A 22,444-nucleotide genomic window follows, 5' to 3' on the forward strand; every position below is an offset into this window, starting at 1 on the left:
GCAGCTAATGCAGGAATTGCGTTACATCTTGGTTGCCCTGGGCGGTATTGCTATTGCGGCATTGCTCATTCACGGGTTGTGGAGCAACAAAAAGAATCGTCAGGCACCGATCAAAGAGAAACCGATTGGACGGATGGACTCCAAGTCGCGGGATCGTGATAACGACGCCTTCGACAGCGATGGCATCGGCCAGGTACGCGTGGTCAGTGGTGGCCGTCGTGCCGAGCCCAAGCTGCGCAGTGAAGAGAGCCGCCAGCCGGAACTCGGTCGTCGCCCTGCCGTCCCCGCCTTTGATGATGAAGATGACGAGGACGATCTGCCGCCGCCCGTAGTGCGCAAGCCTGCTGCCCGCCCGGTTCCGCCGCCTCCTGTCTATGAAGAGGAGCAAGCGTTCGACGAACCGCTGCCCGAGGAGATCGACGAGGCGCCCGCCGCGCCGGTGCGCAAACCTGCTCAGGTCAATCGTCGTACCCCGGTCTACCGTTCCCGTCCCCAGCGCGAGCCCATGATGCAGTCGCTGGATGACGAGCCGCTGGTCGAGCCCGCTTACGCGACCGCCCCGACTTTTGGTGCCCGTGCAGAGACAGTCCGTACCGCCGACACAGTGCGTGCCGAACCGGTGCGTGCACCCGAGCCGGAATATCAGCCGCAGCCCCGTCATGTGGCTCCCGAGCCTGTTTATGAAGAGCCGGCCTATGTGGCACCTGCACCTGTGGTTGAAGAGCCGCGCATGGCGCCCCAGCCGGTCGAGAAGATCTGGCAGGATGTCTATGTCATCAACCTGATGGGCCGTCCGGGTCACGACTTGCAAGGTGCGACCCTGCTCTCATCCCTGATGGCGCTGGGCTTCAAGTTTGGCGAGATGGATATTTTCCACCGTCACGAAGATCCAAACGGTAAGGGTGAAGTGCTCTTCTCCATGATCAACATGGTCAAGCCAGGCACCTTCAATCCGTACCGGATGGAACAGTTCACCACGCCGGGTGTCTCCCTGTTCATGCAACTGCCGCTGCGCAGCAATGCCGCGTTTGCCTTCGAGGACATGCTGCAGGCTGCCGATCAGCTGGCCAGCGATCTCGATGCCATGCTGACCGATATGGATCGCAGCCCGCTGAGCGACGAGACCATTGCCCGTTACCGTCACGAGCTGGCTGCCTACGAGGCCAGTCGCGACTAATACGCCATGCGGGTCGAGTGAAGAAAAAGTGCGGTACCCTGGTACCGCATTTTTGTTTCTACCCCGGCCGTATGTTCAATCACACTTCGAGACTTTTTCATGAGCGACACCCTCTCCCGCCACCGTCAATTGTGTGAACTGCTTACCGAATATGGTCACCAGTACTATGTGCTGGATAACCCCACAGTGCCGGATGCCGAATACGACCGTCTGATGCGCGAATTGATCGCTCTGGAGGCTGACCACCCCGAGCTGAAAACCCCGGCTTCGCCGAGTGTGCGGGTCGGCGGTCAGCCGCTGACCGCCTTCAAACAGGTGCGCCACGAGATCCCCATGCTGAGTCTGGATAACGTCTTTAGCAGCGAAGAGTTGCTGGCGTTCGAACAACGGATGAGCGATCGCCTCAAGCGTGACGTGCGTTTCACCTTCTGCTGCGAGCCCAAGCTCGATGGTCTGGCGGTGAGCCTGCTCTATGTAAATGGTCAGCTGGTGCAGGCGGCCACCCGGGGTGATGGCGCCACCGGTGAGGAGATCACCGAGAACGTGCGCACCATCAAGGCCATTCCGCTCGCGCTGCGTGGCACTGGCTGGCCAGAGCGGCTGGAAGTGCGTGGCGAAGTCTTTATGCCCAAGGCCGGTTTCGAGGCGATGAACGCCAAGGCGCTGGCCGCAGGCGAGAAGGTGTTCGTCAACCCGCGCAACGCCGCCGCCGGCAGCCTGCGTCAGCTCGATTCACGTATCACCGCCAGCCGTCCCCTGAGCTTTTACGCTTACGGTGTCGGTGTTGGCGGCGAGCAACTGGGCGACTCCCACTTTGGCCGTCTCACCCAGCTCAAGGAGTGGGGGCTGCCGCTCAGTCCCGAGGTGAAGCTCAAAGAGGGGGCAGCCGGTTGTCAGGCGTTCCACGACGACATTCTGGCCCGCCGTGGCGAGCTCCCTTACGAGATCGACGGCGTGGTCTACAAGGTGGATGCTATCGCTCTGCAAGAGGAGCTGGGCTTTGTGGCCCGCGCCCCGCGCTGGGCGACCGCCCACAAGTTCCCGGCGCAGGAGGAGATGACAGAGCTTGAGAACGTCGAGTTTCAGGTCGGCCGCACCGGCGCCGTGACGCCGGTGGCCAAGCTCAAACCTGTGTTTGTTGGCGGCGTCACCGTCTCCAATGCCACTTTGCACAACGCCGACGAGATCGAGCGCCTTGGCGTGATGGTCGGCGATACCGTGATCGTGCGCCGGGCAGGGGACGTGATCCCGCAGATCGTGGCCGTGGTGGAGGCACAGCGCCCTGTTGATGCGCGTGAAATTCTCTTCCCGACCGAGTGCCCGGTGTGTGGTTCGGCAGTGGAGCGGCTGGAAGGGGAAGCGGTTGCCCGCTGCTCCGGTGGCCTGTTCTGCGAGGCGCAGCGCAAGGAGGCGATCAAGCACTTCGCCGCCCGTCGCGCCATGGATGTGGACGGCCTTGGCGACAAGATTGTCGAGCAGCTGGTGGACAAGGGGCTGGTGAAGACCCCCGCCGATCTCTTCAGCCTCAATGCCATCCAGCTGGCCGGTCTTGAGCGGATGGGGCAAAAATCGGCCCTCAATCTGGTGGCTGCTATCGATGCTGCGCGCAGTACCACCCTGCCGCGCTTCCTGTTTGCCCTGGGGATCCGTGAAGTGGGGGAGGCGACTGCGCTCAACCTTGCCAACCACTTCCTCACCCTGGATGCCCTGCGCGCGGCCTCGGTGGAGCAACTGCTCGAAGTGGCTGACGTGGGTGATGTGGTGGCCAAGCATGTCTACTACTTCCTGCGTCAGCCCCACAACGTGGAGGTGCTGGAAGCCTTGCTGGCTGCCGGCATCCACTGGCCGGCCATCGAGAAGAAAGAGGCCGCGGAGCAACCCTTTGCCGGCAAGACCTTCGTGCTGACCGGCACCCTGACCACCTTGTCGCGCAACGACGCCAAGGCGGCATTGCAGGCGCTGGGGGCCAAGGTGGCGGGCTCTGTATCTGCCAAGACCGATGTGCTGGTCGCGGGGGAAGCGGCCGGTTCCAAGCTGGCCAAGGCACAGGAGCTTGGCATTACCATCTGGAGCGAAGAGGAGTTGCAGCAGGCGCTGCAAGGCCAGAGCTGAGTTCGTCTCTCTGATAAAAAAACAACCCGGTATTCGTGCCGGGTTGTTTTTTATTCCCCCGCTATCACCATTTTTTGCGGGGGTGCAGCAAGCGCCTGAGCAATATTTCCCGAGTGCTCAGTTTGCTCAATCAGTATGGCAACACTCTACAAGGCCACCTGATGCATCAAGCCGAAGGGCGCATCCTCTCTCGAGGCTTATTCCTGTGGCTTGAGGAAGTTGCGATAGAGCATGTAGAGGTGGGCCGAGCTCCAGCTGAAGTTGCTGGCCCCCTGCATGGCGCCGGTCTCCGGATTGTAGTTTTCGCGGATGGGGCCGCTGCCCGCCAGTCCTTCGGCATTGTTGAACAGCTTGTTGACCAGTGCTTCGGCATCGCTGCGGTAGCCGTAGTTCTCCAGCCCCTTCACCCCGAAGTAGAACTGATCGAGCCATACCCGGCCGCGCCAGTAGATATTGGGATCGTAGGCCGGGTTGGTCAGCGCGGCTGTGCCCAGCGGAATCTTTGTGTTGAACTCCTGAGCGTTGAGCATGACCTCGCGCACCCGCGCCGCTTTCTCCTTGTCGGCGACCTCTGCCCAGAGCGGGCTCCACCCTTCCGGGCCACGGCCGCGGGCAGTCAGCAATTTGCCGACGCAGCCGTTGCCGTCAGCAACATCCCCCTGACCAATCTGGCGATCGTAATAGAAGCCTGACGCCTCATCGAACATGCAGCTGTTGATGTAACCAGCCAGCTGGGTCGCGCCATCGCGGTAGCGGCTCGCGTCGTCCGGCTTGCCAAGCAGGTCGGCCATGTCTGCCAGAATGCGTTTCTCTTTGGCGAGGAAGGCGTTGAGCTCCACCGACTCCTGATCGATGGAGAAGCCGATCAAATCGCCATTGTCCTGATGGTTTTCAAAGAAGGCGACGTTCCAGTCCTGACGTGCCTTGGCCAAATCTCCGCCATAGGTCTTGTCGGCATAACGTTGCAGCTGGCCCGGTTCGATAAAGCCGAAGCGGGCGGCGTTGTCCATGCCGGACTCCCAACCGGCGCCGTGCTGGGCACCGATATCCATGTCGCTGTAACCGCCCACGTTCAACACCTGTTGATAGAGCGGCATACCGGCGCAGGCATACCAGCTATCCCCCTCACTGGTACAGCTGGAGAGATCCAGCCCGGCGGGAATACCGTTGGAGTACTGCACCTTGAAGGTGATATTGCCGTACTCGTCATTGTGCTCCACATGCTTGGTGGCGCCATATTCGATGATGCCGTTGCGGTTGTTGTCCCGCGCGCGGTACCACCAGTCGTGGTAGGCCTGCAGCTTGGGATACATCTCGGCGATAAAGGCCTTGTCCTTGGTGGCGCTGTAGATTTCCCAGATGGCCCAGGCGGAGAGGGGCGGCTTGGTGTCGCGCTCGTTCCAGTTGCCGCCATCGCCACCGCGATCCGCCTGCTTGTTGTAGAAGATGGCGTCGATCACCATGCCCGCATCCTGTGGTCGCACCGGATCATCCGGCTGTACCTGATAGTCATACATGGCGCGCACGTTGTTCTTGGCCACCTCAGGGTTGAAGTGTGCCATGGCATAGGCGTGCTTCCAGCTGTCCCAAGCCCAGACGCCGTCGAACCAGCGGGCGGTATTGGAGGGGGTTACCCCGTCGTGGAGGATGGCGCCAGCTGGGGAGCGCCAGTTGCCATTGAGGGTCTCCATCGCCTTGACGGCGATGCGACGCTCCGACTCGGGGATCCCCTGATTGGAGAGACCCTTGGCAAGGTAGCCCTCCCAGCGGCGGATGGAGTCGGCAAAATAGCTGGCCGGGTTGGCCAGCAGGGCCTGACGGCTCTGCTGATAGCGGCTGGCGTCATCTGCGGAGTGGAGATAGCTCTGCAGGGTGTAGATATCCTCGCTCCCCTTGGCGGCCAGGGTAATGCTGGCGTCGCTTTGGTAGCCCAGTGTCTTCTGGTCGAGGGTGGTGCGACTTGGCAGGGTGCGGTCGATTCGATAGCGGGCGCTGCCGCTCTGCATGATGTTCCAGGTGCTGCGCAGTTTACCGAACTGGAATTCGATTCCTTTGTCGCTCTCGCTGATGGTGCGTGTCCAGCCTGGATATTTGCTGGCAATCGTATCCTTGGCATCCCATTGATTGAGCAACTCGCCCTGCCAGTTGAGGTTGAGGGTGAGCGGTGCATCGGTCTGGTTGATGAGTCGGGTGCGGATAAGAGCGGTGCGGGCATCGCCATAACGCAGCTCCAGCTCCAGCGTAAAGGGCTCGAACTCGAAGCGTTGCACCAGCGCTCCGGGAATGGCGTACACCTCCTGCTTGCGGGCGCTGGTGAGCGGGAACGGGCGGCCGCTCGCATCGCTGAGGGTAAGCTTGTCCAGCTCGCTGGCAAAGAAGAGGCTGTACTCCTCGGAGATGACCATGGGGCCGGTAAAGCCCCCCCACTCCTTGTCGCTGGCAGGCAGCAGGAAACCGTGCCATGCCCCCAGATCGAGCAGCGGGTTGTATTTGAGGTTGGAGTAGCTGTCAAAGTCGCGGAATTGGGTCGGAGTTCCCCGACGGTCGATCACGTCCTTGTACTGGATGGCCTGCTCCGGTTTGGCGACTGTGCTGCTCTCTGTCTGGTTATCGTTGCAGGCGGTCAGTCCGAACAGGGCGGTGCCTAGGGCTATCGAGAGTAAAGTTTTACGAAACATTTCTCGCTCCAATTCCGTTTATGTAGGTTAAAAGGAAGATTTTTTACGCTTATTTTTAGTGAAAAGGTGTTCGGTAGCCATTGTATGGCAAGGGGAAAGGGAGCGCTGGCGCGAGATCACACTCTGAAGAGGCGGCAATGTGAGCGGGATCACCGGGTTACATCAGGTTACATAGAATGGTGTTTAAGTAATATTTTACTTTTCGTTGCTCGCCAATCTGGCAGGGCAGGTGTGCAGGTATTGGTGGGGCGTCAGGCCGAACTCCTGTTTGAAGCGGGCGGCAAAGCGACTGGGGGAGTCATAACCGCAGGCGAGGGCGACCTCCAGCGGGGTCAGGCCCTGTTGCAACAGGTTGAGGGCGTGGCTCATGCGTACCTGAGCCAGCAACTGGCGAAAGCTGCGACCTTCGGCGGCCAGCTTGCGCACCATGGAGGCGCGGCTCATGGAGAAGTGGGGGGCCACCGCCTCCAGGGTGTGATCGATGCCGGGTTCCACCGCCAGGTAGCGTGCCAACCGTTCTGCGAGGGTCATGGTGCTGGCGGGAAAGAGTAACCCAAGGGCGTTGGCGGCCCGCAGCTCGGCATAGAAACCGCGCAGCAGTTCGGCCTGGGTCGCCTCGCTCAGTCCCCGTTCGGCCATGGTGCTGATGAGCTCGAAGCAGAAGGCGAGCCCGGGGGTGACCTTGACGGCGGGTTCCTCCAGATCGGCGTGGGAAGGGGCTGACTCTGCCAGCCATTCTGGTGGCGGCGGAGTGAGCAGCGTGATGGCGTGGGAGCGAAACTTGCCCTGCTCCGGCTGATTGACGAAGGTGAGCTGGTGGCCTGCCGGGATCAGCAGCCACCGCTCCCTGTCAAACGACAGACGCCGCTCGCGCCACCACAGTTGCTTGCTCCCCTGGGTGACCCAGATAAGGGTCGGGGCATAGATGAGCACCCGGTGCAGGGGCTGCTGGCGGATCCCGAGATAGTGGCTCTGTTGCAGCAGGGGAGTGCTCATCCGGTTGGCTCCTAGGGAGTGACAAAGGTGGCGGTCAGGGTGGCTTTGCCGAGCGCCATGCTGTTGAGCATGTAGCCTACCATAGCCGGCGGGGTATCAGCCTTTACCTCGAGATCATGAGGCAGGGCCCAGGCGGTGAACTGATAACGGTGCATGCCGTGACCAGCGGGCGGGCAGGGGCCGCCGTAACCCTGGCTGCCAAAGTCGGTGCGGATCTCCAATCCCTGCTTGAGCTTGCCGGAGGCATTGCTGGCCAGTTCGCTCTGGGTGGCAGGCAGGTTAACCACCAGCCAGTGCCACCAACCGCTGCCGGTAGGGGCATCGGGGTCATAGGCGGTGATGGCAACACTCTTGGTGCCTGCCGGCAGATCCTGCCAGCTAAGTTGGGGCGAGTGGTTGTCGCCGCTGCAGCCAAAGCCGTTGAAGCTGAACTGTTTGTCCATCAACTGGCCTTCGTGAATATCCGTGCTCTTCAGGGTCATGGCAAAGGCTGGCATGGCCGTCAGGCAGAGCAGTGGCAACAGGGCACTCTGTTTGAGCAATTTCATCGGGTGACTCCTCGTGTGGTAACGGGTTCACTTTAGCGAGAGCAGGGCAAAATAATATTGCAGAACGGCTCAATGTGAGGTCGATTGGTGAGTTAATTGAGCTTTTGGGTGATTTTATGGCAAGAAGGTAAACGGCTGCCATAAAAAAACCGGCATCAGGGATGCCGGTTTTTTGTTTGACGATGAGAGGTGCGGCTTAGCGCAGGATCATCTCGTCACGGCCCGGGCCGACGGAAACCATCGGAACCGGTACGCCGAGCAGCTCTTCGATACGCAGCACGTACTGCTGGGCCGCTTTGGGCAGCTCTTCGAAGGTGCGGCAGCCGGTGATATCTTCGCTCCAGCTTTCCATCTGCTCGTAAACTGGCTTCAGGGCTGCGGTTTGCGGCCAAATCGGGTTCTCGGTGTGGGCACCTTCGTAAGCCACGCAGATCTTCAGATCCGGCAGGCCGGTCAGGCAGTCCAGCTTGGTCAGAGCCACTTCGGTGGCGGCTTGCAGCTCGACACCGTTCTTGGTGGCAACAGCGTCGAAGTAGCCGACATCACGGGGACGGCCGGTGGTGGCACCGAACTCATTGGTGATCTTGCGGAACTCGTCCTGGTTCTCCATGGCGGTCAGCAGGGTGCCGGTACCGACAGAGGAGCTGAATGCCTTGGCTACAGCGATGACGCGCTCCGGGCGCAGACCAGGCAGACCGCCACCGATACCGGCGTAGGCGCCAGATACGTGGGAGGAGGTCACCCAGGGGTATTCGCCGTAGATCAGGTCACGGCCTGCGCCCAGCTGCGCTTCGAACAGCAGGGTCTTGCCTTCGGCCTGCAGCGCTTTGAGCGGCATGCTGACGTTGCACACGGCGTCGATCCAGGGTGCAGAGACTTCCAGCAGCCAGTCAGCCATCTCTTGGGCAGTCTGGGTGAATTCGAAGGAGGGGTAGATAGCCTTCATCTGCGGCAGTTTCCAGTCCAGCATGAACTGGATGCGCTCGACCAGCACGTCCGGCTGTTTCAGCCAGCCGACCAGGATCGCTTTTTTCATGACGCGATCGCCGTAGGCAGGGGCGATGCCCTGACGGGTGGAACCATAGGCGCCGTCACCCAGACGTTGCTCTTCCAGGGTATCTTCCAGTGCGTGCAGCGGCAGGCACAGGGTTGCGCGGTCAGAGATGGCCAGCTTCGGAGTCACGCCGGAGGCTTTGACTTCGTCGAGCTCGACGGTCAGTTTCTCGGGGCTGATCACCATGCCCGGGCCGAGGACAACCAGGCAATCCGGGTTGAATACGCCACTCGGAACCTGGTGCAGCTTGAAGGTGCCAAGGTCGTTGACCACGGTGTGGCCAGCGTTGTTGCCGCCCTGGAAGCGAATGCTGGCGCCAGCTTGACCTGCCAGATAATCCACGATGCGGCCTTTGCCTTCATCACCCCAGTTAGCACCTACGACTACGATAGACGACATGACTCTTTCTCCTAAGACGTTAGGCGTCCATCCTAGGAGCCTGATGCGGATTAGAAAAATTAATTATCTTTATAATTCCGATAAGAGAGCCATATAATTATGGCCAATTAAGCGGCAAACCGTCCGATTTTGCCTGGCAAGCCCCGCACATCGCGGGTTGAGGGACTCTTATGCTGGATATTCACTGGCTGCAAACCTTTGTCACCCTGGCCCGATTGCAACATTTTGGCCAGACCGCCACCGAGCTGCACATGACCCAGCCCAATGTCAGCCTGCATATCAAGCGGCTGGAGCAGGCGACCCGGGTGCGGCTGATCGAGCGCAGCCCGTTTCGCCTGACGCAGGCGGGGGAGCGGCTGCTGCAAAGCGCCGAGCGCACCATTGCCGAGTTGCAGCTCTGCCAGTCAGACCTCAATGCCCTCAACCAGCTGAGTCAGGGGACGCTGGCCATCGCCGCCAGCGACATAATCTCGCGGCTGTTGCTAATCCAGCCGTTCCAGCGCTTCAAGCGAGAGTTCCCCGGCATCGACCTTACCCTGTTCAACACCACTTCGGATCAGGCCGCCGAGCTGGTCAAGGCGGGCAAGGCGGATCTGGGTTTTGTCATGGCGCAAAAGCGCAGCGAACCGCTCTTCTATACCGAGCTGCAACAGGTGACCTGGTGCGCGCTGGGGCACGGCCTTGCCCGTTGGCAGGCGCGGGCGGTGGCGGGGGAGAGCGACCCCCTCGACGAGCCGACCCTGATCCTGCTCGGTCACGACACCCGTACCCGGGCGCTGATCGACCCGTCCCTGCCGCTGCTGGCCTTGCCCCCCTGTCGCATCATGGAGGTGGGCAGCGTCGATGCCCAGCTCGATTGGGCCGAGGCGGGCTTTGGTGTCGCCATCGTGCCGGACTTCTCCCTGCATCCGCGCCTCAACCTCACCGCGCCGGTCACCAGCCTCGGCGATTTTCCTGGTACCAGTCTGGGTTACGTGGTACGCCAGAATCAGGTGTTGTCTCGGGCCATCAAGCAGTTGCTGCATTGGGTGGAGGAGGAGATCCAGAAGCCCAACCCCTATCTGACCCGGGTGATAGAGCCATAGCTGTACGGCAAGGTGAACAGGCCAATCGACTGCGCCACTATCGAACGCATATCAATAATCAGGGCAGCCGAGGCTGCCCTGATGCGTTTGTGGGTGCTGACCACTCAGTGCTGCGGCGGTGTGGCTGCACTGGTGGCAGGGGAGGGAAGTATATCGGTTTTATCCTGCGGTGGAGTTTCGTCAGCAACCGCGCTGCTGGCAGGCTGGGTTGCCTGCTCTTGCTGCGAAGTTGCCGCAGAGGCGCTCTGTGGCAACTGAGTCGAAACGGCAGCCGATGGTGATGGAACCGTTGACGCTGCGGCAGAGGGAGCCACTCTTTCCCCCTCGGTGGTTGGCGTAGCAGTGAGTTCGGGGGTGACCTCGAGCGCCTCTTCGGGCAAGGGATTAACCTCTGTTGCTTCTGTTGCCACTGCGGCACTGCTGGTGGCGGTCGCGTCAGAGGGCGCAGTCGCCCCGTCGGCGGCACTCACCGGCCCTGTCGTGGGCGCCGCCTCCGAGGCCGATGGCGCTGGTGCTAACGGCTCCGGCATCAGCTGTTCCGCGGTTAACTTCTCGGGGGTCAGTGGCAAGGGGGCTGGCGGTTGATCCGACATCCCCGCATGGAGGGGTAGCTCGGTTTGCGCCTGCAACTGCTCGGGGGTCACCTTGCTCAGGGCAGGATGCAGCCGACTGAACTGTTTGACCCGGGCCAGCAGGGTATCGCGCACGGTTCGGACGATGGGGTCCGGCAGGCTGGCCAGCGCCACCAGTTCGGCACTCATCCCGATGTTGTTGATAGCTGTAGTCTGCCCCGGATAGAGGTTGGCGGCGATGCGGCTGCGCTGGTAGTAGGGGTGCTGCTTGAGCAGCGTGTCGATCTGCTCCCCTTCGATGGGGATGAGGCGCACCTTGCAGCGGCTGATCAGGTCGCCGACCGCCAGACTGGGGTGACCGGCTACCACAAAAGCGGCATCCAGCGAGCCATCGCACAGCCCTTCCAGCGGTTCGCTGTCCGATTTGAGCTGATAGGCAGCAAACTGCCCGGGTTGCCATCCCATGGCTGCCATCAGGGCCTGGCTGGTGATCTGCTCACCGGCGCCCTTGTTGCCCGGATAGACCCGCTTCCCTTCGATATCTGCCAGGGTGGTGATGCCGCTATTGGGGGCGGCCAGCAGGGCCAACGACTCCTGATAGAGGCGAAACAGGCTGCGCAGCTCATTGTTGGCCCCCTGCCCACTGAAGGGGCCGGTGCCGTGCAGAGCGTGGTGCAACACATCGGACTGCACCAGCGCCAGCTGTACGTCCCCCTTGTCGAGTGCCTTGAGGTTGGCCATCGAGCCACGGGTGCTCTGCACGGTGCAGCTGTCCCCATGCAGGGCATGGCCGGCATTGAGCACCCGGCAGATGGCGCCACCGGTCGGGTAGTAGACCCCATTGAGCGGGCCCGTTCCGATAGTCAGCGCCTGGCTGCCAAAGGGGAGCAGCGCAGAGAGTGCACAGAGTGGGAGCAGAAGGTGATGCAAGATCCGTAGAGACATAATTGACCGTTGACTGAGTTGACCGCTGGCTGATGACACAGGGAAAAAGGGATGGGGCTTGCCCATCCCGTTGCTGGCTGATCAGGGCTTGTTGTGGTTGAGGATTGCCCGCTCAATCCGCGCCAGCGCGTCGGTCAGCCGTGCTCTGGTGCAGCCGAAGTTGAGCCGCACGAACTGACCGTCGCCAAACTGGGCGCCGGGGGAGAGACCAACCCCGGCCTGCTCGAAGAAGGCGATGGGATCGGCAAGGCCAAGGGCGCTCACATCGATCCAGGCCAGATACGTCGCCTGATGGTTGGCCAGCTTGACGCCGGGCCAGCGGGCAACCGCCTGCTGGATCAGGGCCAGATTGGCCGCCAGATAGTCGAGTTGCTCGGTCAGCCACTGTTCGCCACCCTCATAGGCCGCTTCGGCGGCGACAAAGCCCAGCAGGTTGACGTCGGCGCTGATGCCGCGCATCGCCTGTTGCAGCCTGAAGCGCAGACGGGCGTTGGGGATAATGGCGAAGGAGCAGCAGAGACCGGCGATATTGAAGGTCTTGCTCGGGGCCATCATCACCGCGCAGCGTTCGGCCGCTTGCGCACTGATGGCGCCGTAGGGAATGTGGCGGGCGTTTTTATCCAGCAGCAGATCGCAGTGGATTTCATCGGAGCAGATCACCAGATTGTGGCGCGCGGCGATGGCATCGATGGCCAGCAGCTCGTCACGGGTGAAGATGGTGCCGCCCGGGTTGTGGGGGTTGCAGAGCAGCAGAAGATCTGCGGCGGGGGCCTGACGCTCAAGCTCTGCCAGATCCAGCACCCAGCGACCGGCGTCTTCAATCATCGGCACGGTAAGCAGGGGACGATCATTGAAGCCCGGCGCCTGCAGGAAGGGGTAATAGACCGGCTTGGGGGTGATGATACCGCGGCCATGCTGGCTCCACGCCTTGCAGGCAAGGTTGAGCCCCGGCACCACGCCGGGCAGGAACACCAGCCATTCGGGCTCGATGGCCCAGCCATAGCGGGTCGCCATCCGTTCGATAATGAGTTCGATCAGGCGCGGCGAGGGGCGTGAATAGCCGAAAATGCCGTGGACAACTCGTTTGGTCAACGCCTCGATCACGGACGGGGGGGAGACAAAGTCGGTATCGGCAACCCACATGGGCAGCACATCCTGACCCTTGTACTTGTCCCATTTCAGGCTCATGGTGCCACTGCGGTCTACTTCCTGATCAAAATCAAACATGCGAACTCCTTGTGCTGGCAGGATGGGCTTTCACTCTACGGGGTCGCGGCCTCCCTCGCAAGGCGCACGCCCGCTTATGCCATCCTTGAGCCCGCTCTTGATAGTGACATAAGATAGGCGCCGAATTTTCATACGGCTGCCGCCCGTTAGCCCGTATCGTCCTTCCAATCAGTGGTAACCCTATGAGCTTGTCGATAGCGGCGGTCAAACGCCCGGACCCCGTCTCTCTTTCATTTCTTGCCGTGACCTTTATGACCGGCGTCGCGGTGGCACTGCAGGTGCCTACCTTAAGTCTGTTTCTGGCCGAGGAGGTGCAGGTGCGCCCCTTTCTGGTCGGGCTCTTCTATACCATCAATGCGGTGGTGGGCATTTTGGTCAGCCAGTGGCTGGGCCACCGCTCCGACAACAAGGGGGATCGCAAGCGACTGATCTTGCGCTGCTGTTTTGCCGGGGTGGCGCTCTCCTTGCTGTTTGCCTGGAACCGTAACTATTGGCTGCTGGCGAGTCTGGGGGTGATGCTGGCGGCGCTGGCGGCCACGGCCAGTCCCCAGCTGTTTGCGCTGGCGCGGGAGTATTCTGACAGCCGCAACCGGCGGGCGGACATGTTCAGCTCGGTGATGCGGGCCCAGTTTTCGCTGGCCTGGGTCATAGGTCCGCCCATCGCCTTCGCGCTGGCCATCGGCTACGGTTTCGAGCTGATGTACCTGGCCTCGGCACTGGCCTACCTGCTCTGTGCGCTGGTGGTGTGGCGCTGGCTGCCCTCTCTGCCACTGCCCAAGCAGGCTGAAGAGAGCGAGCGGGTCAGCAGCTGGCGGGATCCGGCGGTGCGGGCGCTCTTTATCGCCTCCACCCTGATGTGGACCTGCAACAGCATGTACCTCATTAATATGCCGCTCTACATCACCCGGGAACTGGGGATGGATGAGAAGCTTGCCGGGATCCTGATGGGCACGGCGGCGGCGCTGGAGATCCCCTTCATGCTGCTGGCGGGTTACTACACGGCTCGCTTTGGCAAGCGCCCCATGATGTTGCTGGCGGTGCTGGCTGGCGCGGCCTTTTACACAGGTCTGGTGACCCTCACCGACCAATACGCCCTGATCGCCTTGCAGCTGTTCAACGCCATCTTCATCGGTATCGTGGCGGGGATCGGCATGTCTTACTTTCAGGATCTGATGCCGGGGCGAGCCGGGGTGGCGACTACCCTGTTTGCTAACAGCATCCGCACCGGCTCCATCATGGCGGGGGCCATCGCCGGTGTGGTGGCGGAGGTGTGGAGTTTCCACGGGGTCTTTATGGTGGCGTTGGGATTGGCACTGGTGGCACTGGCCGCCAGCTGGCGGGTGCCCAACGTCTGACGGGGGCTGGCTGTTATTTGTCGTGCCGGGGCTGGGCGTGCGGGAGCGGCGATGACTCGCCCTGATATTCGTTGCGCAGGCAGCGCAGCAGCAGCTCGGTCGCAGGGCCGAGGGATTCGGGGGAGAGGGTCAGCAGGTAGGTATAGAGGTGGCGCTCGTTGCCGCTCTCCAGATCCAGCTGTATGAGTGACCCTTCCGCCAGCTCCCGCTCTACCAGATGGCGCGGCAGCCAGGCATAGCCGAGGCCAAGGCGCAGCATGGCGAGCACTTCGTGGTAGTGGGTCGCCTTCCAGCCGGTGTCATCCGCATCGTTCCAGTCCACCGAGCGGTGAATGGGGGGATGCAGGCTGATCTGGTTGTGGCCGGTCAGCACATCGCTGCGGATGGCCCCCTCCTCCTGTGCCAGCGGATGGCTGGCGGCGCAGAGGGGCAGCAGGCACACCTCGTCCAGCAGCAGGCCGGTGCGATCGCCGGGCAGGTGCTCGGAGAGCATCAGATCCCCCGGTTGCAGGGCGTTGAAGTGGCAGTGAATGCGTTCGTGCAGGTTGACCCGGCAACCCCGGCTGCGGGGATAGAAGCTGGCCAGCGCCCGATAGAGGCGATCCCTTGGCTGCAGCGCCGAGACATAGAGGTTGATCTGCGGCTCCCACTGCCGCTCCAGGTTGTTGGCCAGATTCTCCAGCTCCTCCACCTGCTGGCTCAGCTGACGGGCCCGCTTGAGGAAGATCTCGCCCGCCGGCGTCAGCACCGCCTTGCGGCCGCGCACCTCCAGCAAGGGCACCCCCAGACTCTGCTGCAACTTCGCAACCGCATGATTGAGGGAGGACTGGCTCTTGTTCAGCGCCTCGGCCGCCTGGGCGTAGCCGCCGCAGTCGACCACCGCCTGAAAGATCCGCCATTGCTCAAACGTGCTCTTGGGACGAAACATAGTTCAACCTGATTGGAGATAGGATGGTCAGTGGTTCGAACAGGGAGCCTGTGCCCCCTATTCAATTTAACCCTTGCCGCACAACACTCTGGGTATTTTATTGATTTATTTGGGCTGGGCCACGCAACTTGTTTATTTTGGCTGAGCCACAAAGGTCTGGCCGGTTTTGCCGCGGCTGTCCGACCCCATCAGGTAGAGGTAGAGCGGCATCAGGTCGGCCGGAGTCTTGAGGTTCATGGGATCTTCCGCCGGGAAGGCGCTGGCGCGCATCTTGGTACGGGTACCGCCCGGGTTTAGGGTATTGACCCGCACACCGGTGTTCTCAAGCTCGTCGGCCAGCACTTCCATCATCCCCTCGATGGCGAACTTGGAGATGGCATAGGTGCCCCAGTAGGCGCGCCCCTTGCGTCCCACGCTGGAGGAGGTGTAGACGATGGAGGCATCGCCCTGCGTCTTGGCGGTCTGGCGCAGCAGCGGCAGCAGCGCCTGGGTCAGCAGGAATTCCGATTTGACGTTGACCTGCATCACCTCGTCCCACTCCTTCTCCTGAATATGTTCAAACGGGGAGAGGGTGCCGAGCAGACCGGCATTGAATAGCACGCCATCGAGGCGGCCAAACTGCTGGGCGAAGGTTTCGGCCATGCCGCGGTAGTGGGCGGCGGTGGCCCCTTTCAGATCCACCGGCACGATGGCTGGCAGCGGATAACCGGCCGCTTCAATCTGGTCATACACGGCTTCGAGTTTGGCGCTGGTGCGGCCGAGCAGGATCACGGTGGCACCGTGGGCAGCGTAGGTGAGGGCGGCTTCGCGGCCGATCCCGTCGCCGGCACCGGTGACCAGAATTACTTTATCCTTGAGCAGATCGCGGGGTGCCTGATAATCGAGCATGACAACTCCTGTTAACAAATTCCGGCCATAAGTGCATGGCAATCGGCGCCAAGTGTACTGATCCGCGCGCCTGTTTGACCAGCCAGCGGCAAGAAAAATGTGAAGAAAATAGAGAGGTTGTGATGCTCGGGTTGGTTTTTTCGGGCACTGGCTGCGATTTTTTGCGCGCATTCACCAAACTCCCTAGAATGTGACGAAAACCGATCCATTCTGGAGTCCATCGTGACATTTCTGACCGAATATGGCCTGTTTCTGGCCAAGACAGTGACCTTCCTGCTGGCCATCGGCGCCATCATCCTGATGATCGTCAGCACTCGCCAGCCGAAAGCGCGCAAGGGTGAGCTGGTGGTGACCGATCTCTCGAGCGAGCTGGAGCAAGGGCAATTTGCCCTCAAGAGCGCGCTCGCCAGCAAGACCGAGCGCAAGGTACTGGAAAAGCAGCAGAAAGAGGAGCAGAAAAAGCGCGCCAAGGCGGGGGATGAGCGCAGTCGCCTGTTTGTGCTCGATTTCAACGGCAGCATGGATGCCAAAGAGGTGGCCTCCCTGCGCGAGGAGGTGAGCGCGGTGATTGGCGTCGCCCAGCCCGGCGACGAGGTGCTGCTGCGGCTCGAATCCGGTGGCGGCGTGGTGCATGGCTACGGCTTGGCCGCCTCCCAGCTGCAGCGGCTGCGCGATCGTGACATCAAGCTCACCGTGGCTATCGATAAGGTGGCGGCGAGTGGTGGCTACATGATGGCCTGTGTGGCAGACAAGATCCTGGCAGCCCCCTTTGCCATCGTCGGCTCCATCGGGGTGATCGCCCAGCTGCCGAACTTCAACAAGTTGTTGAAAAAGCACGATATCGAATTCGAGATGCACACTGCCGGTCAGTACAAGCGCACTATCACCATGTTCGGCGAGAACGACGATCTGGGGCGCGAGAAGTTTCGCGAGGAGCTGGCGGCGATCCACGAGCGATTCAAGGCCTTTGTGGCCGAACACCGCCCGCAACTCGATATCGATCAGGTCACGACCGGTGAGCACTGGCTGGCGAGTCAGGCCAAGGGGCTGGGGCTGGTGGATACCCTCTGCACCAGTGATGACTATCTGCTGGCGCAGGCCAGCCACCACAAGGTGATCGGCATCAGCTATCGCAAGCCAAAAAGCCTGACCCAGAAGCTGGGGCAGCAGGGCGCGCAGGCGCTCGAGGCAGGACTTGGGCGGCTGTGGCAGCAGAGCCCCTGGCGCTAAGCCTGGCCCTCTGGCTATAGCCAGAGGGAAATCCCGCGATAAAAAGGCCAGTCGATGCCCATCGGCTGGCCTTTTTGCATCCGGTTGCACCTTGTCGGTGAGCGAGGGTTGTTTCTATTGAGGCCCTCTGTTACAACTGAATGCTTTCCCCGTTTATGACAGGATCTTGTGGTAAGAGCTGCGGGGCATGGAGCAAAGCGATGTCATGGAGCACCTTCAGGCAATTTACCCCGCTGGTCTGGATCGTCATTCTGGGCACCTTTATGGTGCGCACCAGCTACTACATGGTGTGGCCCTTCCTCTCCATTCTGCTCTATCGGGAGTATGACCTTTCGGCCACCTTCATCGGTCTGTTGCTGGGTGGCTCGATGGCCCTCTTCACCCTGGTCAGTTTTTACGGCGGCTGGCTCTCTGATCGCTTCGGGCGGCGCAGCATACTGCTGGCCGGTTGTGTGGTGGCGATGATCTGTTTCGGTCTGCTCGGTTTCTCCCATGCGGTGTTCTGGCTCGGGGTCGGGGTGATGGGCAGCGGCCTCTCGTCGGGGCTCATCGATGCCCCCGGCAAGGCGCTGATGGCCGACAGTCTGGCCTCGGCCAAGGCGCGGGAGCTGGCACTGCACCTGCGCTATTTTCTGCTTAATCTGGGGGCCGCGTTGGGGCCGCTGCTCGGGGTGACCCTCGGGATCAACGCCCAGCAGGAGACCTTCCTGTTTCTGGTGGTGAGCTATCTGCTGCTGGCGCTGGCCTTTGGCTGGGGATTTCGCCGTGCTGGCAGCACAGGCAAGCTGGGTGCTGCTGGCCCCGGACTGCGGGATGCCATCAAGGTGTTGCTGGCGGATCGCGCCTTCCTGCTGCTGGTGATGGCCAATCTCCTGATGGTGCTGGTCTACTCCCAGTTTCACTCGCCGCTGGTGCAGTACCTGACCCGGGCCGGTATGCCGCAGGTGGCCGAGCTGGTTGCCCTGCTGGTGGCGACCAATGCACTGACCGTGGTGCTGCTGCAGTTTCCGCTGCTGCGGTTGTTGTCACGCTGGCCGGTGCGGGTACGGCTTCATATCGGTATGGCGCTCTTTCTGGCGGCCCAGCTGCTCTTCGCGCTGGGGGACCCGATGGTGCGCAGCCACTGGTTTGGCGCCGTGCTGCTGCTCAGCATCGGCGAGACCATCCTCTTCCCCCTGCTTAACGTGCTGATCGACCAGATGGCTCCCACCCACCTCAAGGGGAGCTACTTTGGTGCCAGCGCACTGGCCGGGTTGGGAGGGGCTGCTGGCGCTCTGCTGGGAGGCTGGATCCTCGAGCAGTGGAGCGGGCAGTTGCTCTATGTGCTGATGGCGCTGCTTTGTGTGGCGATTTTTGCGCTTTATGAAGCTGGCGCCCGACATCATGGTCGGCGAAGTGCCCGGCAGGAGTCGGTGATAGGCTAACGGGGCTGACTTCGCCGCTGGCCAGCCCCTTATGGTTCAGAAGGTCAGCACCTTGTCGGCAGCCAGGGTCCATTGGGCCAGCATCGGCAGGGTGCCGACCTCAATGCCCTCGATCAGCGGCAGGGCGGTGATGCCACGGGCATCGGTGCAGGTCTTGCACAGGCGAATGGTGACGCCTTGCGCCAGCAGGATCTCCAGCATCTGGCGCAGGTTGTATCCCTCGGCCGGTGCCTGACCGGCCAGCGCTGCACTCACCGCATCGGACATCAGGAACAGCTTGAGGCTGGCACCCCCCTGTTCGTTGAGGGCGATAGCGAGACGCAGGGCGTTGAACAGGGATTCGCTGCCATAGGGGGCCCCGTTGGCAATGACCACAATTTGTTGACTCATAACAGACTCCAGATTGAAAAGAGCGCCATTGTAGAACCAACAGGTTGCCAATTGCGTGATGTTGCACAACTTCTGTCGCACCTTTTTCCCGCTTGCTTGACCCTGCTGCCGATCGAGGTTTTTATGGTCAGCTCGCAAACAAGACCGGATGAATCGAGATGTGGAAAGTATTGGGAGCCGGCTTGCTGCTGTTGGCGGGTCAGGCCTTTGGCAGTGAGGCGGTCGGTTGCAAGGCTCGTCTGCAGGCCGTCAATGACCAGCTGGTGTTTGCCAAAGCACACAACAATGCCGGGCAGATTGCCGGGCTCGAACAGGCAGCACGCAATATCAAGGCCAACTGTACTGATGAAGGTCTGCTCAAGGAGCAGAAAGAGCGGGTTAACAAACTGCGCGGCGAGGTGGACGAGCGCCTGCTCGAGCTGCAGGAGGCGAGAGTCAGTGGCAAGCCGGACAAGATTGCCGACAAGCAGAGCAAATTGGAGCAGGCACAGACCGACTTGCTGACGGCGCAGCGGGAACTGGATGAATTGCACCGGTTGGTAAACAAAAAATAGCCATCATGGAGATGATGGCGGGATCAAAAAAGGCCGGGATTTCCCGGCCTTGTTGCATTTACTGTCGGTGCATCTGTACAAACTTCTTCATCAGCAGCGCTGCGGTTTCATCATATGGACGGGCTCCCGGAGGATGCAGCCTGTGAGTTGTTGATGCTGATACCGAGGTTACTGCCGATGCATCCGCACAAACTTTTCCATCAGCTGATCTTCGGTTTCCACATGAGCGGGATCCCAGATGATGCAGTCGATAGGGCAGACACTGATACAGGTCGGCTTCTCATAGTGACCGACGCACTCGGTGCAGCGACTGGGGTCGATCTCGTAAATCTCCTCACCCAGGCTGATGGCCTGGTTCGGACACTCGGGATCACACATGTCACAGTTGATGCACTTGTCGGTGATGAGCAGTGCCATCTCAGGCGGCCGAGTGGGGCTGACGGGTATCCTGACGCTCACCGAGGTTGCGCAGCAGGATGCCGTAGTTCACGTCCACTTCCTTCGGCACCGGCACATAGACTACGTGGCCGTTGCCCGGTGCGGTGTCGATCAGCTCGCCCTTGCGGTTCTGCATCAGCTCCAGATTGAAGCTGAGGTTGCCCTGCGGGGTCATCAGCTCCAGGCTGTTGCCCACCAGGAACTTGTTCTTTACCTCGACCTCGACCATGTCACCGTTGCGACCGGTGATCTCGCCGACGAACTGCTGGGTGTCGGAGACGGAGTAGCCGTAGTCGTAGTTCTGGTATTCGCTGTGGTTGTGACGGCGCAGGAAGCCCTCGGTATAGCCGCGGTGGGCCAGATTTTCGAGGGTGCCCATCAGGCTGCGGTCGAACGGACGGCCTGCAACCGCATCGTCGATGGCCTTGCGATAGACCTGGGCGGTACGGGCGCAGTAATAGAAAGACTTGGTGCGCCCTTCGATTTTCAGCGAATGGACGCCCATCTTGGTCAGGCGCTCGACATGTTCGACGGCGCGCAGATCCTTGGAGTTCATGATGTAGGTGCCGTGCTCGTCCTCGAACGCGCTCATGTACTCGCCCGGGCGGTTGGACTCCTCCAGCAGCACCAGTGCATCGCTCGGCTTGCCGAGGCCCAGCGTCGGGTCAACTTTCTGCACGGCGATGGGCTCCTGACGGTGGACGATCTGGCCCACGTCATCTTCTTTACCTTCGTGAACCTTGTACTCCCAGCGGCAGGAGTTGGTGCAGGTGCCCTGGTTGGGGTCGCGCTTGTTGATATAGCCGGAGAGCAGACAGCGGCCGGAGTAGGCCATGCACAGAGCGCCGTGAACGAACACTTCCAGCTCCATCTCCGGCACCTGCATGCGGATCTCCTCGATTTCGTCCAGCGACAGTTCGCGGGAGAGGATGACCCGAGTCAAGCCCATCTGATGCCAGAACTTCACCGTGGCCCAGTTGACCGCGTTGGCCTGCACCGAGAGGTGAATGGGCATATCAGGGAAAGCTTCGCGCATCATCATGATGAGACCGGGGTCTGACATGATCAGCGCATCTGGCTTCATCTCCACCACCGGACGCATGTCGCGGATAAAGGTCTTGAGCTTGGAGTTGTGGGGCTGGATGTTGGCCACCACATAGAACTGCTTGCCGAGGGCATGAGCCTCGTTGATGCCGAGCTGAAGGTTCTCGTGATCGAATTCGTTGTTACGCACCCGCAGACTGTAACGGGGCTGGCCGGCATAGACTGCATCGGCGCCATAGGCGTAGGCGTAACGCATGTTCTTGAGGGAACCTGCGGGGGAGAGCAATTCTGGTTTAAACATGTCGGACTCTTTATGTCTGATTGCAAATCAGGACAACGCCACCTGATGGCGTCGTAGTGGTTGAGTTGCGGTGCAAGATGCCCTCCGAGAGGATGCTCAATGCAGCGCGACCCGATGACGGCATATCCGGGGTTATCGAAAGAAGATGCGCCGGATATTCGGGGTGCGAGATTGTACTCGCCCCCACGTCATCATGCAATTTGGCAGGAAATTGTTGGCTGCGCGAGCCGACAGGATGCCGAAATGAAACAGCCGCTCAGGCCCAGCGGGAGAGGGGAGATGGCATGGCATGGGCATAACCCTGCTGATAGTCACAGCCGAGCAGGTTGGCTACCTCGATGTGTTGCTGGGTCTCAACTCCCTCGCACACCACCTTGGTGCCGAGCCGCTGCAGGTACTCTACCAGACCGGTGAGCATCCGCAGTGCATGGCTACTCTTGGTCGCTTGCAGCAACAGGGAGCGATCCAGTTTGATGATCTCGTAGGGCAGCGCCAGCACCCGTTGGAAGTTGCACTCCTGGGTGCCAAAGTCATCGCAGACGATATGGGCGCCGTGGCTGCGCAACACTTCAATCAGGGCCAGCTCCTTGTGCTGTAGCGGGGCGTGCTCGAGTACCTCGAACCAGATGTCGAGCCCTACCTTGCGCGCCTGGATCAGTACCAGCAACAACAGGTTCTGGTAGGTGGGGCTGTTCAGAGTCGGGTTGAGGTTGATTGAGAGCAGACTGGTGCTGCTCTGCGCGAGCGTCGGCAGGTCGCGCAGAATCGCTCTGAGCATGACGATGTCCAGATGAAGGGACTCCTCATCGCTGAGGGAGAGAAAGTCGATCCCCTGATAGCGCTGCTGGCGGGGTTCCCAGCGTCTGGCCAGCGCTTCAAAGCCGATGATCTGGCTGTTCCGGTCAACGATCGGCTGATAGAAGGGGATGGCAATATCCGCTGTTGCCAGGGATGCCACGTCACCGACCGAAAACTCTTCTTTGAACGCAAACATGGCGCTTACCTGTTGATAGACATAGGGGCGCATAATACAACAGGGATAGCAGAATGACCTGTAGGAATCATCTGATAATAAGAGTGCGCCTGTAATCAAAATAGG

General features: G+C 61.0%; 19 protein-coding genes. 7 read left to right on the forward strand and 12 right to left on the reverse strand.

Features of this window, described 5'->3' with window-relative positions; all coding sequences use genetic code 11:
- Positions 1 to 7: 7 nt before the first annotated feature.
- Together zipA and ligA are read left to right on the forward strand one after the other, a co-directional pair.
- Positions 8 to 1,177 (forward strand): cell division protein ZipA, encoded by a 1,170-nt coding sequence (zipA, locus tag G5137_RS16140; protein ID WP_421255661.1) that lies wholly within the window; start codon positions 8 to 10, stop codon positions 1,175 to 1,177.
- Positions 1,178 to 1,276: 99 nt separating this feature from the next.
- Positions 1,277 to 3,289 (forward strand): NAD-dependent DNA ligase LigA, encoded by a 2,013-nt coding sequence (gene ligA / locus G5137_RS16145; RefSeq protein WP_266134289.1) that lies wholly within the window; start codon positions 1,277 to 1,279, stop codon positions 3,287 to 3,289.
- A gap of 197 nt (positions 3,290 to 3,486) precedes the next feature.
- Here ligA and ygjK read toward each other — a convergent pair whose 3' ends face one another.
- From ygjK to G5137_RS16165, 4 genes are all read right to left on the reverse strand, one after another.
- Positions 3,487 to 5,967 carry an alpha-glucosidase gene (gene ygjK, locus G5137_RS16150; RefSeq protein WP_421255662.1) on the reverse strand — a complete coding sequence of 827 codons (2,481 nt, stop codon included), beginning with the start codon at positions 5,965 to 5,967 and terminating at the stop codon, positions 3,487 to 3,489.
- Positions 5,968 to 6,162: 195 nt separating this feature from the next.
- Positions 6,163 to 6,963: a helix-turn-helix transcriptional regulator gene (locus tag G5137_RS16155; RefSeq protein WP_042054529.1), complete on the reverse strand. Its 801-nt coding sequence runs from the start codon at positions 6,961 to 6,963 to the stop codon at positions 6,163 to 6,165.
- 11 nt (positions 6,964 to 6,974) lie between these two features.
- On the reverse strand, positions 6,975 to 7,511 hold the full coding sequence (locus G5137_RS16160; RefSeq protein WP_005353872.1) for a YbhB/YbcL family Raf kinase inhibitor-like protein: 537 nt from the start codon (positions 7,509 to 7,511) through the stop codon (positions 6,975 to 6,977).
- 196 nt (positions 7,512 to 7,707) lie between these two features.
- Entirely contained in the window at positions 7,708 to 8,964 is a 1,257-nt protein-coding gene (locus tag G5137_RS16165) for an adenylosuccinate synthetase (RefSeq protein WP_005334922.1), read from the reverse strand.
- Between the two features lie 170 nt (positions 8,965 to 9,134).
- Here G5137_RS16165 and G5137_RS16170 point away from each other — a divergent pair, with 170 nt between their 5' ends.
- Entirely contained in the window at positions 9,135 to 10,049 is a 915-nt protein-coding gene (locus tag G5137_RS16170) for a LysR family transcriptional regulator (RefSeq protein WP_042658174.1), read from the forward strand.
- 104 nt (positions 10,050 to 10,153) lie between these two features.
- On the opposite strand, the gene G5137_RS16175 is transcribed toward G5137_RS16170, so the two are convergent.
- On the reverse strand, positions 10,154 to 11,566 hold the full coding sequence (locus G5137_RS16175) for a TAXI family TRAP transporter solute-binding subunit (protein ID WP_227342144.1): 1,413 nt from the start codon (positions 11,564 to 11,566) through the stop codon (positions 10,154 to 10,156).
- Positions 11,567 to 11,647: 81 nt separating this feature from the next.
- Complete coding sequence (locus G5137_RS16180) at positions 11,648 to 12,793, reverse strand: MalY/PatB family protein (RefSeq protein WP_421172064.1); 1,146 nt, start codon at positions 12,791 to 12,793, stop codon at positions 11,648 to 11,650.
- 182 nt (positions 12,794 to 12,975) lie between these two features.
- Between G5137_RS16180 and G5137_RS16185 the strand changes: the two genes are divergently transcribed.
- A complete protein-coding gene (locus G5137_RS16185; protein WP_421255663.1) occupies positions 12,976 to 14,148 on the forward strand; it encodes an MFS transporter in 1,173 nt (390 codons plus the stop codon).
- A 13-nt stretch (positions 14,149 to 14,161) separates the two neighbouring features.
- On the opposite strand, the gene G5137_RS16190 is transcribed toward G5137_RS16185, so the two are convergent.
- Both G5137_RS16190 and G5137_RS16195 read right to left on the reverse strand, forming a co-directional pair.
- A complete protein-coding gene (locus G5137_RS16190; protein ID WP_216975527.1) occupies positions 14,162 to 15,076 on the reverse strand; it encodes a LysR family transcriptional regulator in 915 nt (304 codons plus the stop codon).
- Positions 15,077 to 15,208: 132 nt separating this feature from the next.
- Entirely contained in the window at positions 15,209 to 15,964 is a 756-nt protein-coding gene (locus tag G5137_RS16195; protein ID WP_040069067.1) for a YciK family oxidoreductase, read from the reverse strand.
- Between the two features lie 222 nt (positions 15,965 to 16,186).
- Between G5137_RS16195 and sohB the strand changes: the two genes are divergently transcribed.
- Positions 16,187 to 17,194, forward strand: a complete 1,008-nt coding sequence (sohB, locus tag G5137_RS16200) for a protease SohB (RefSeq protein WP_421255664.1) — start codon at positions 16,187 to 16,189, stop codon at positions 17,192 to 17,194.
- A 200-nt stretch (positions 17,195 to 17,394) separates the two neighbouring features.
- Positions 17,395 to 18,618: an MFS transporter gene (locus G5137_RS16205; RefSeq protein ID WP_421255665.1), complete on the forward strand. Its 1,224-nt coding sequence runs from the start codon at positions 17,395 to 17,397 to the stop codon at positions 18,616 to 18,618.
- Between the two features lie 36 nt (positions 18,619 to 18,654).
- Here G5137_RS16205 and G5137_RS16210 read toward each other — a convergent pair whose 3' ends face one another.
- Positions 18,655 to 19,008, reverse strand: a complete 354-nt coding sequence (locus tag G5137_RS16210; RefSeq protein WP_043822380.1) for a DsrE/DsrF/TusD sulfur relay family protein — start codon at positions 19,006 to 19,008, stop codon at positions 18,655 to 18,657.
- A 158-nt stretch (positions 19,009 to 19,166) separates the two neighbouring features.
- On the opposite strand from G5137_RS16210, the gene G5137_RS16215 reads away from it, so the two are divergent.
- Positions 19,167 to 19,562 (forward strand): DUF1090 domain-containing protein, encoded by a 396-nt coding sequence (locus G5137_RS16215; RefSeq protein WP_227342149.1) that lies wholly within the window; start codon positions 19,167 to 19,169, stop codon positions 19,560 to 19,562.
- Positions 19,563 to 19,730: 168 nt separating this feature from the next.
- On the opposite strand, the gene G5137_RS16220 is transcribed toward G5137_RS16215, so the two are convergent.
- The 3 genes from G5137_RS16220 to G5137_RS16230 all read right to left on the reverse strand — a co-directional run bounded on the left by G5137_RS16220 (position 19,731) and on the right by G5137_RS16230 (position 22,339).
- The gene (locus G5137_RS16220; RefSeq protein WP_005334896.1) at positions 19,731 to 19,979 is read right to left on the reverse strand and encodes a YfhL family 4Fe-4S dicluster ferredoxin; all 249 of its coding nucleotides are present in this window, start codon (positions 19,977 to 19,979) and stop codon (positions 19,731 to 19,733) included.
- A 1-nt stretch (position 19,980) separates the two neighbouring features.
- Positions 19,981 to 21,345 (reverse strand): tRNA 5-hydroxyuridine modification protein YegQ, encoded by a 1,365-nt coding sequence (gene yegQ, locus G5137_RS16225; RefSeq protein ID WP_421205236.1) that lies wholly within the window; start codon positions 21,343 to 21,345, stop codon positions 19,981 to 19,983.
- A gap of 256 nt (positions 21,346 to 21,601) precedes the next feature.
- Entirely contained in the window at positions 21,602 to 22,339 is a 738-nt protein-coding gene (locus G5137_RS16230) for an EAL domain-containing protein (protein WP_421205238.1), read from the reverse strand.
- Between the last annotated feature and the right edge of the window lie 105 nt (positions 22,340 to 22,444).

The organism is Aeromonas sp. 600282 (assembly GCF_049175755.1).
Lineage (GTDB): Bacteria > Pseudomonadota > Gammaproteobacteria > Enterobacterales > Aeromonadaceae > Aeromonas > Aeromonas veronii_A.

Bases quoted from the DNA above. Each gene is read 5' to 3' on its own strand.
- G5137_RS16195 (WP_040069067.1), bottom strand. From the start codon at position 15,964: ATGCTCGATTATCAGGCACCCCGCGATCTGCTCAAGGATAAAGTAATT.
- G5137_RS16165 (WP_005334922.1), bottom strand. From the start codon at position 8,964: ATGTCGTCTATCGTAGTCGTAGGTGCTAACTGGGGTGATGAAGGCAAA.
- G5137_RS16205 (WP_421255665.1), top strand. From the start codon at position 17,395: ATGTCATGGAGCACCTTCAGGCAATTTACCCCGCTGGTCTGGATCGTC.
- G5137_RS16170 (WP_042658174.1), top strand. From the start codon at position 9,135: ATGCTGGATATTCACTGGCTGCAAACCTTTGTCACCCTGGCCCGATTG.
- G5137_RS16190 (WP_216975527.1), bottom strand. From the start codon at position 15,076: ATGTTTCGTCCCAAGAGCACGTTTGAGCAATGGCGGATCTTTCAGGCG.
- zipA (WP_421255661.1), top strand. From the start codon at position 8: ATGCAGGAATTGCGTTACATCTTGGTTGCCCTGGGCGGTATTGCTATT.
- ligA (WP_266134289.1), top strand. From the start codon at position 1,277: ATGAGCGACACCCTCTCCCGCCACCGTCAATTGTGTGAACTGCTTACC.
- G5137_RS16155 (WP_042054529.1), bottom strand. From the start codon at position 6,963: ATGAGCACTCCCCTGCTGCAACAGAGCCACTATCTCGGGATCCGCCAG.
- yegQ (WP_421205236.1), bottom strand. From the start codon at position 21,345: ATGTTTAAACCAGAATTGCTCTCCCCCGCAGGTTCCCTCAAGAACATG.
- G5137_RS16215 (WP_227342149.1), top strand. From the start codon at position 19,167: ATGTGGAAAGTATTGGGAGCCGGCTTGCTGCTGTTGGCGGGTCAGGCC.
- G5137_RS16185 (WP_421255663.1), top strand. From the start codon at position 12,976: ATGAGCTTGTCGATAGCGGCGGTCAAACGCCCGGACCCCGTCTCTCTT.
- G5137_RS16210 (WP_043822380.1), bottom strand. From the start codon at position 19,008: ATGAGTCAACAAATTGTGGTCATTGCCAACGGGGCCCCCTATGGCAGC.
- G5137_RS16160 (WP_005353872.1), bottom strand. From the start codon at position 7,511: ATGAAATTGCTCAAACAGAGTGCCCTGTTGCCACTGCTCTGCCTGACG.
- ygjK (WP_421255662.1), bottom strand. From the start codon at position 5,967: ATGTTTCGTAAAACTTTACTCTCGATAGCCCTAGGCACCGCCCTGTTC.
- G5137_RS16180 (WP_421172064.1), bottom strand. From the start codon at position 12,793: ATGTTTGATTTTGATCAGGAAGTAGACCGCAGTGGCACCATGAGCCTG.
- G5137_RS16175 (WP_227342144.1), bottom strand. From the start codon at position 11,566: ATGTCTCTACGGATCTTGCATCACCTTCTGCTCCCACTCTGTGCACTC.
- G5137_RS16220 (WP_005334896.1), bottom strand. From the start codon at position 19,979: ATGGCACTGCTCATCACCGACAAGTGCATCAACTGTGACATGTGTGAT.
- G5137_RS16230 (WP_421205238.1), bottom strand. From the start codon at position 22,339: ATGTTTGCGTTCAAAGAAGAGTTTTCGGTCGGTGACGTGGCATCCCTG.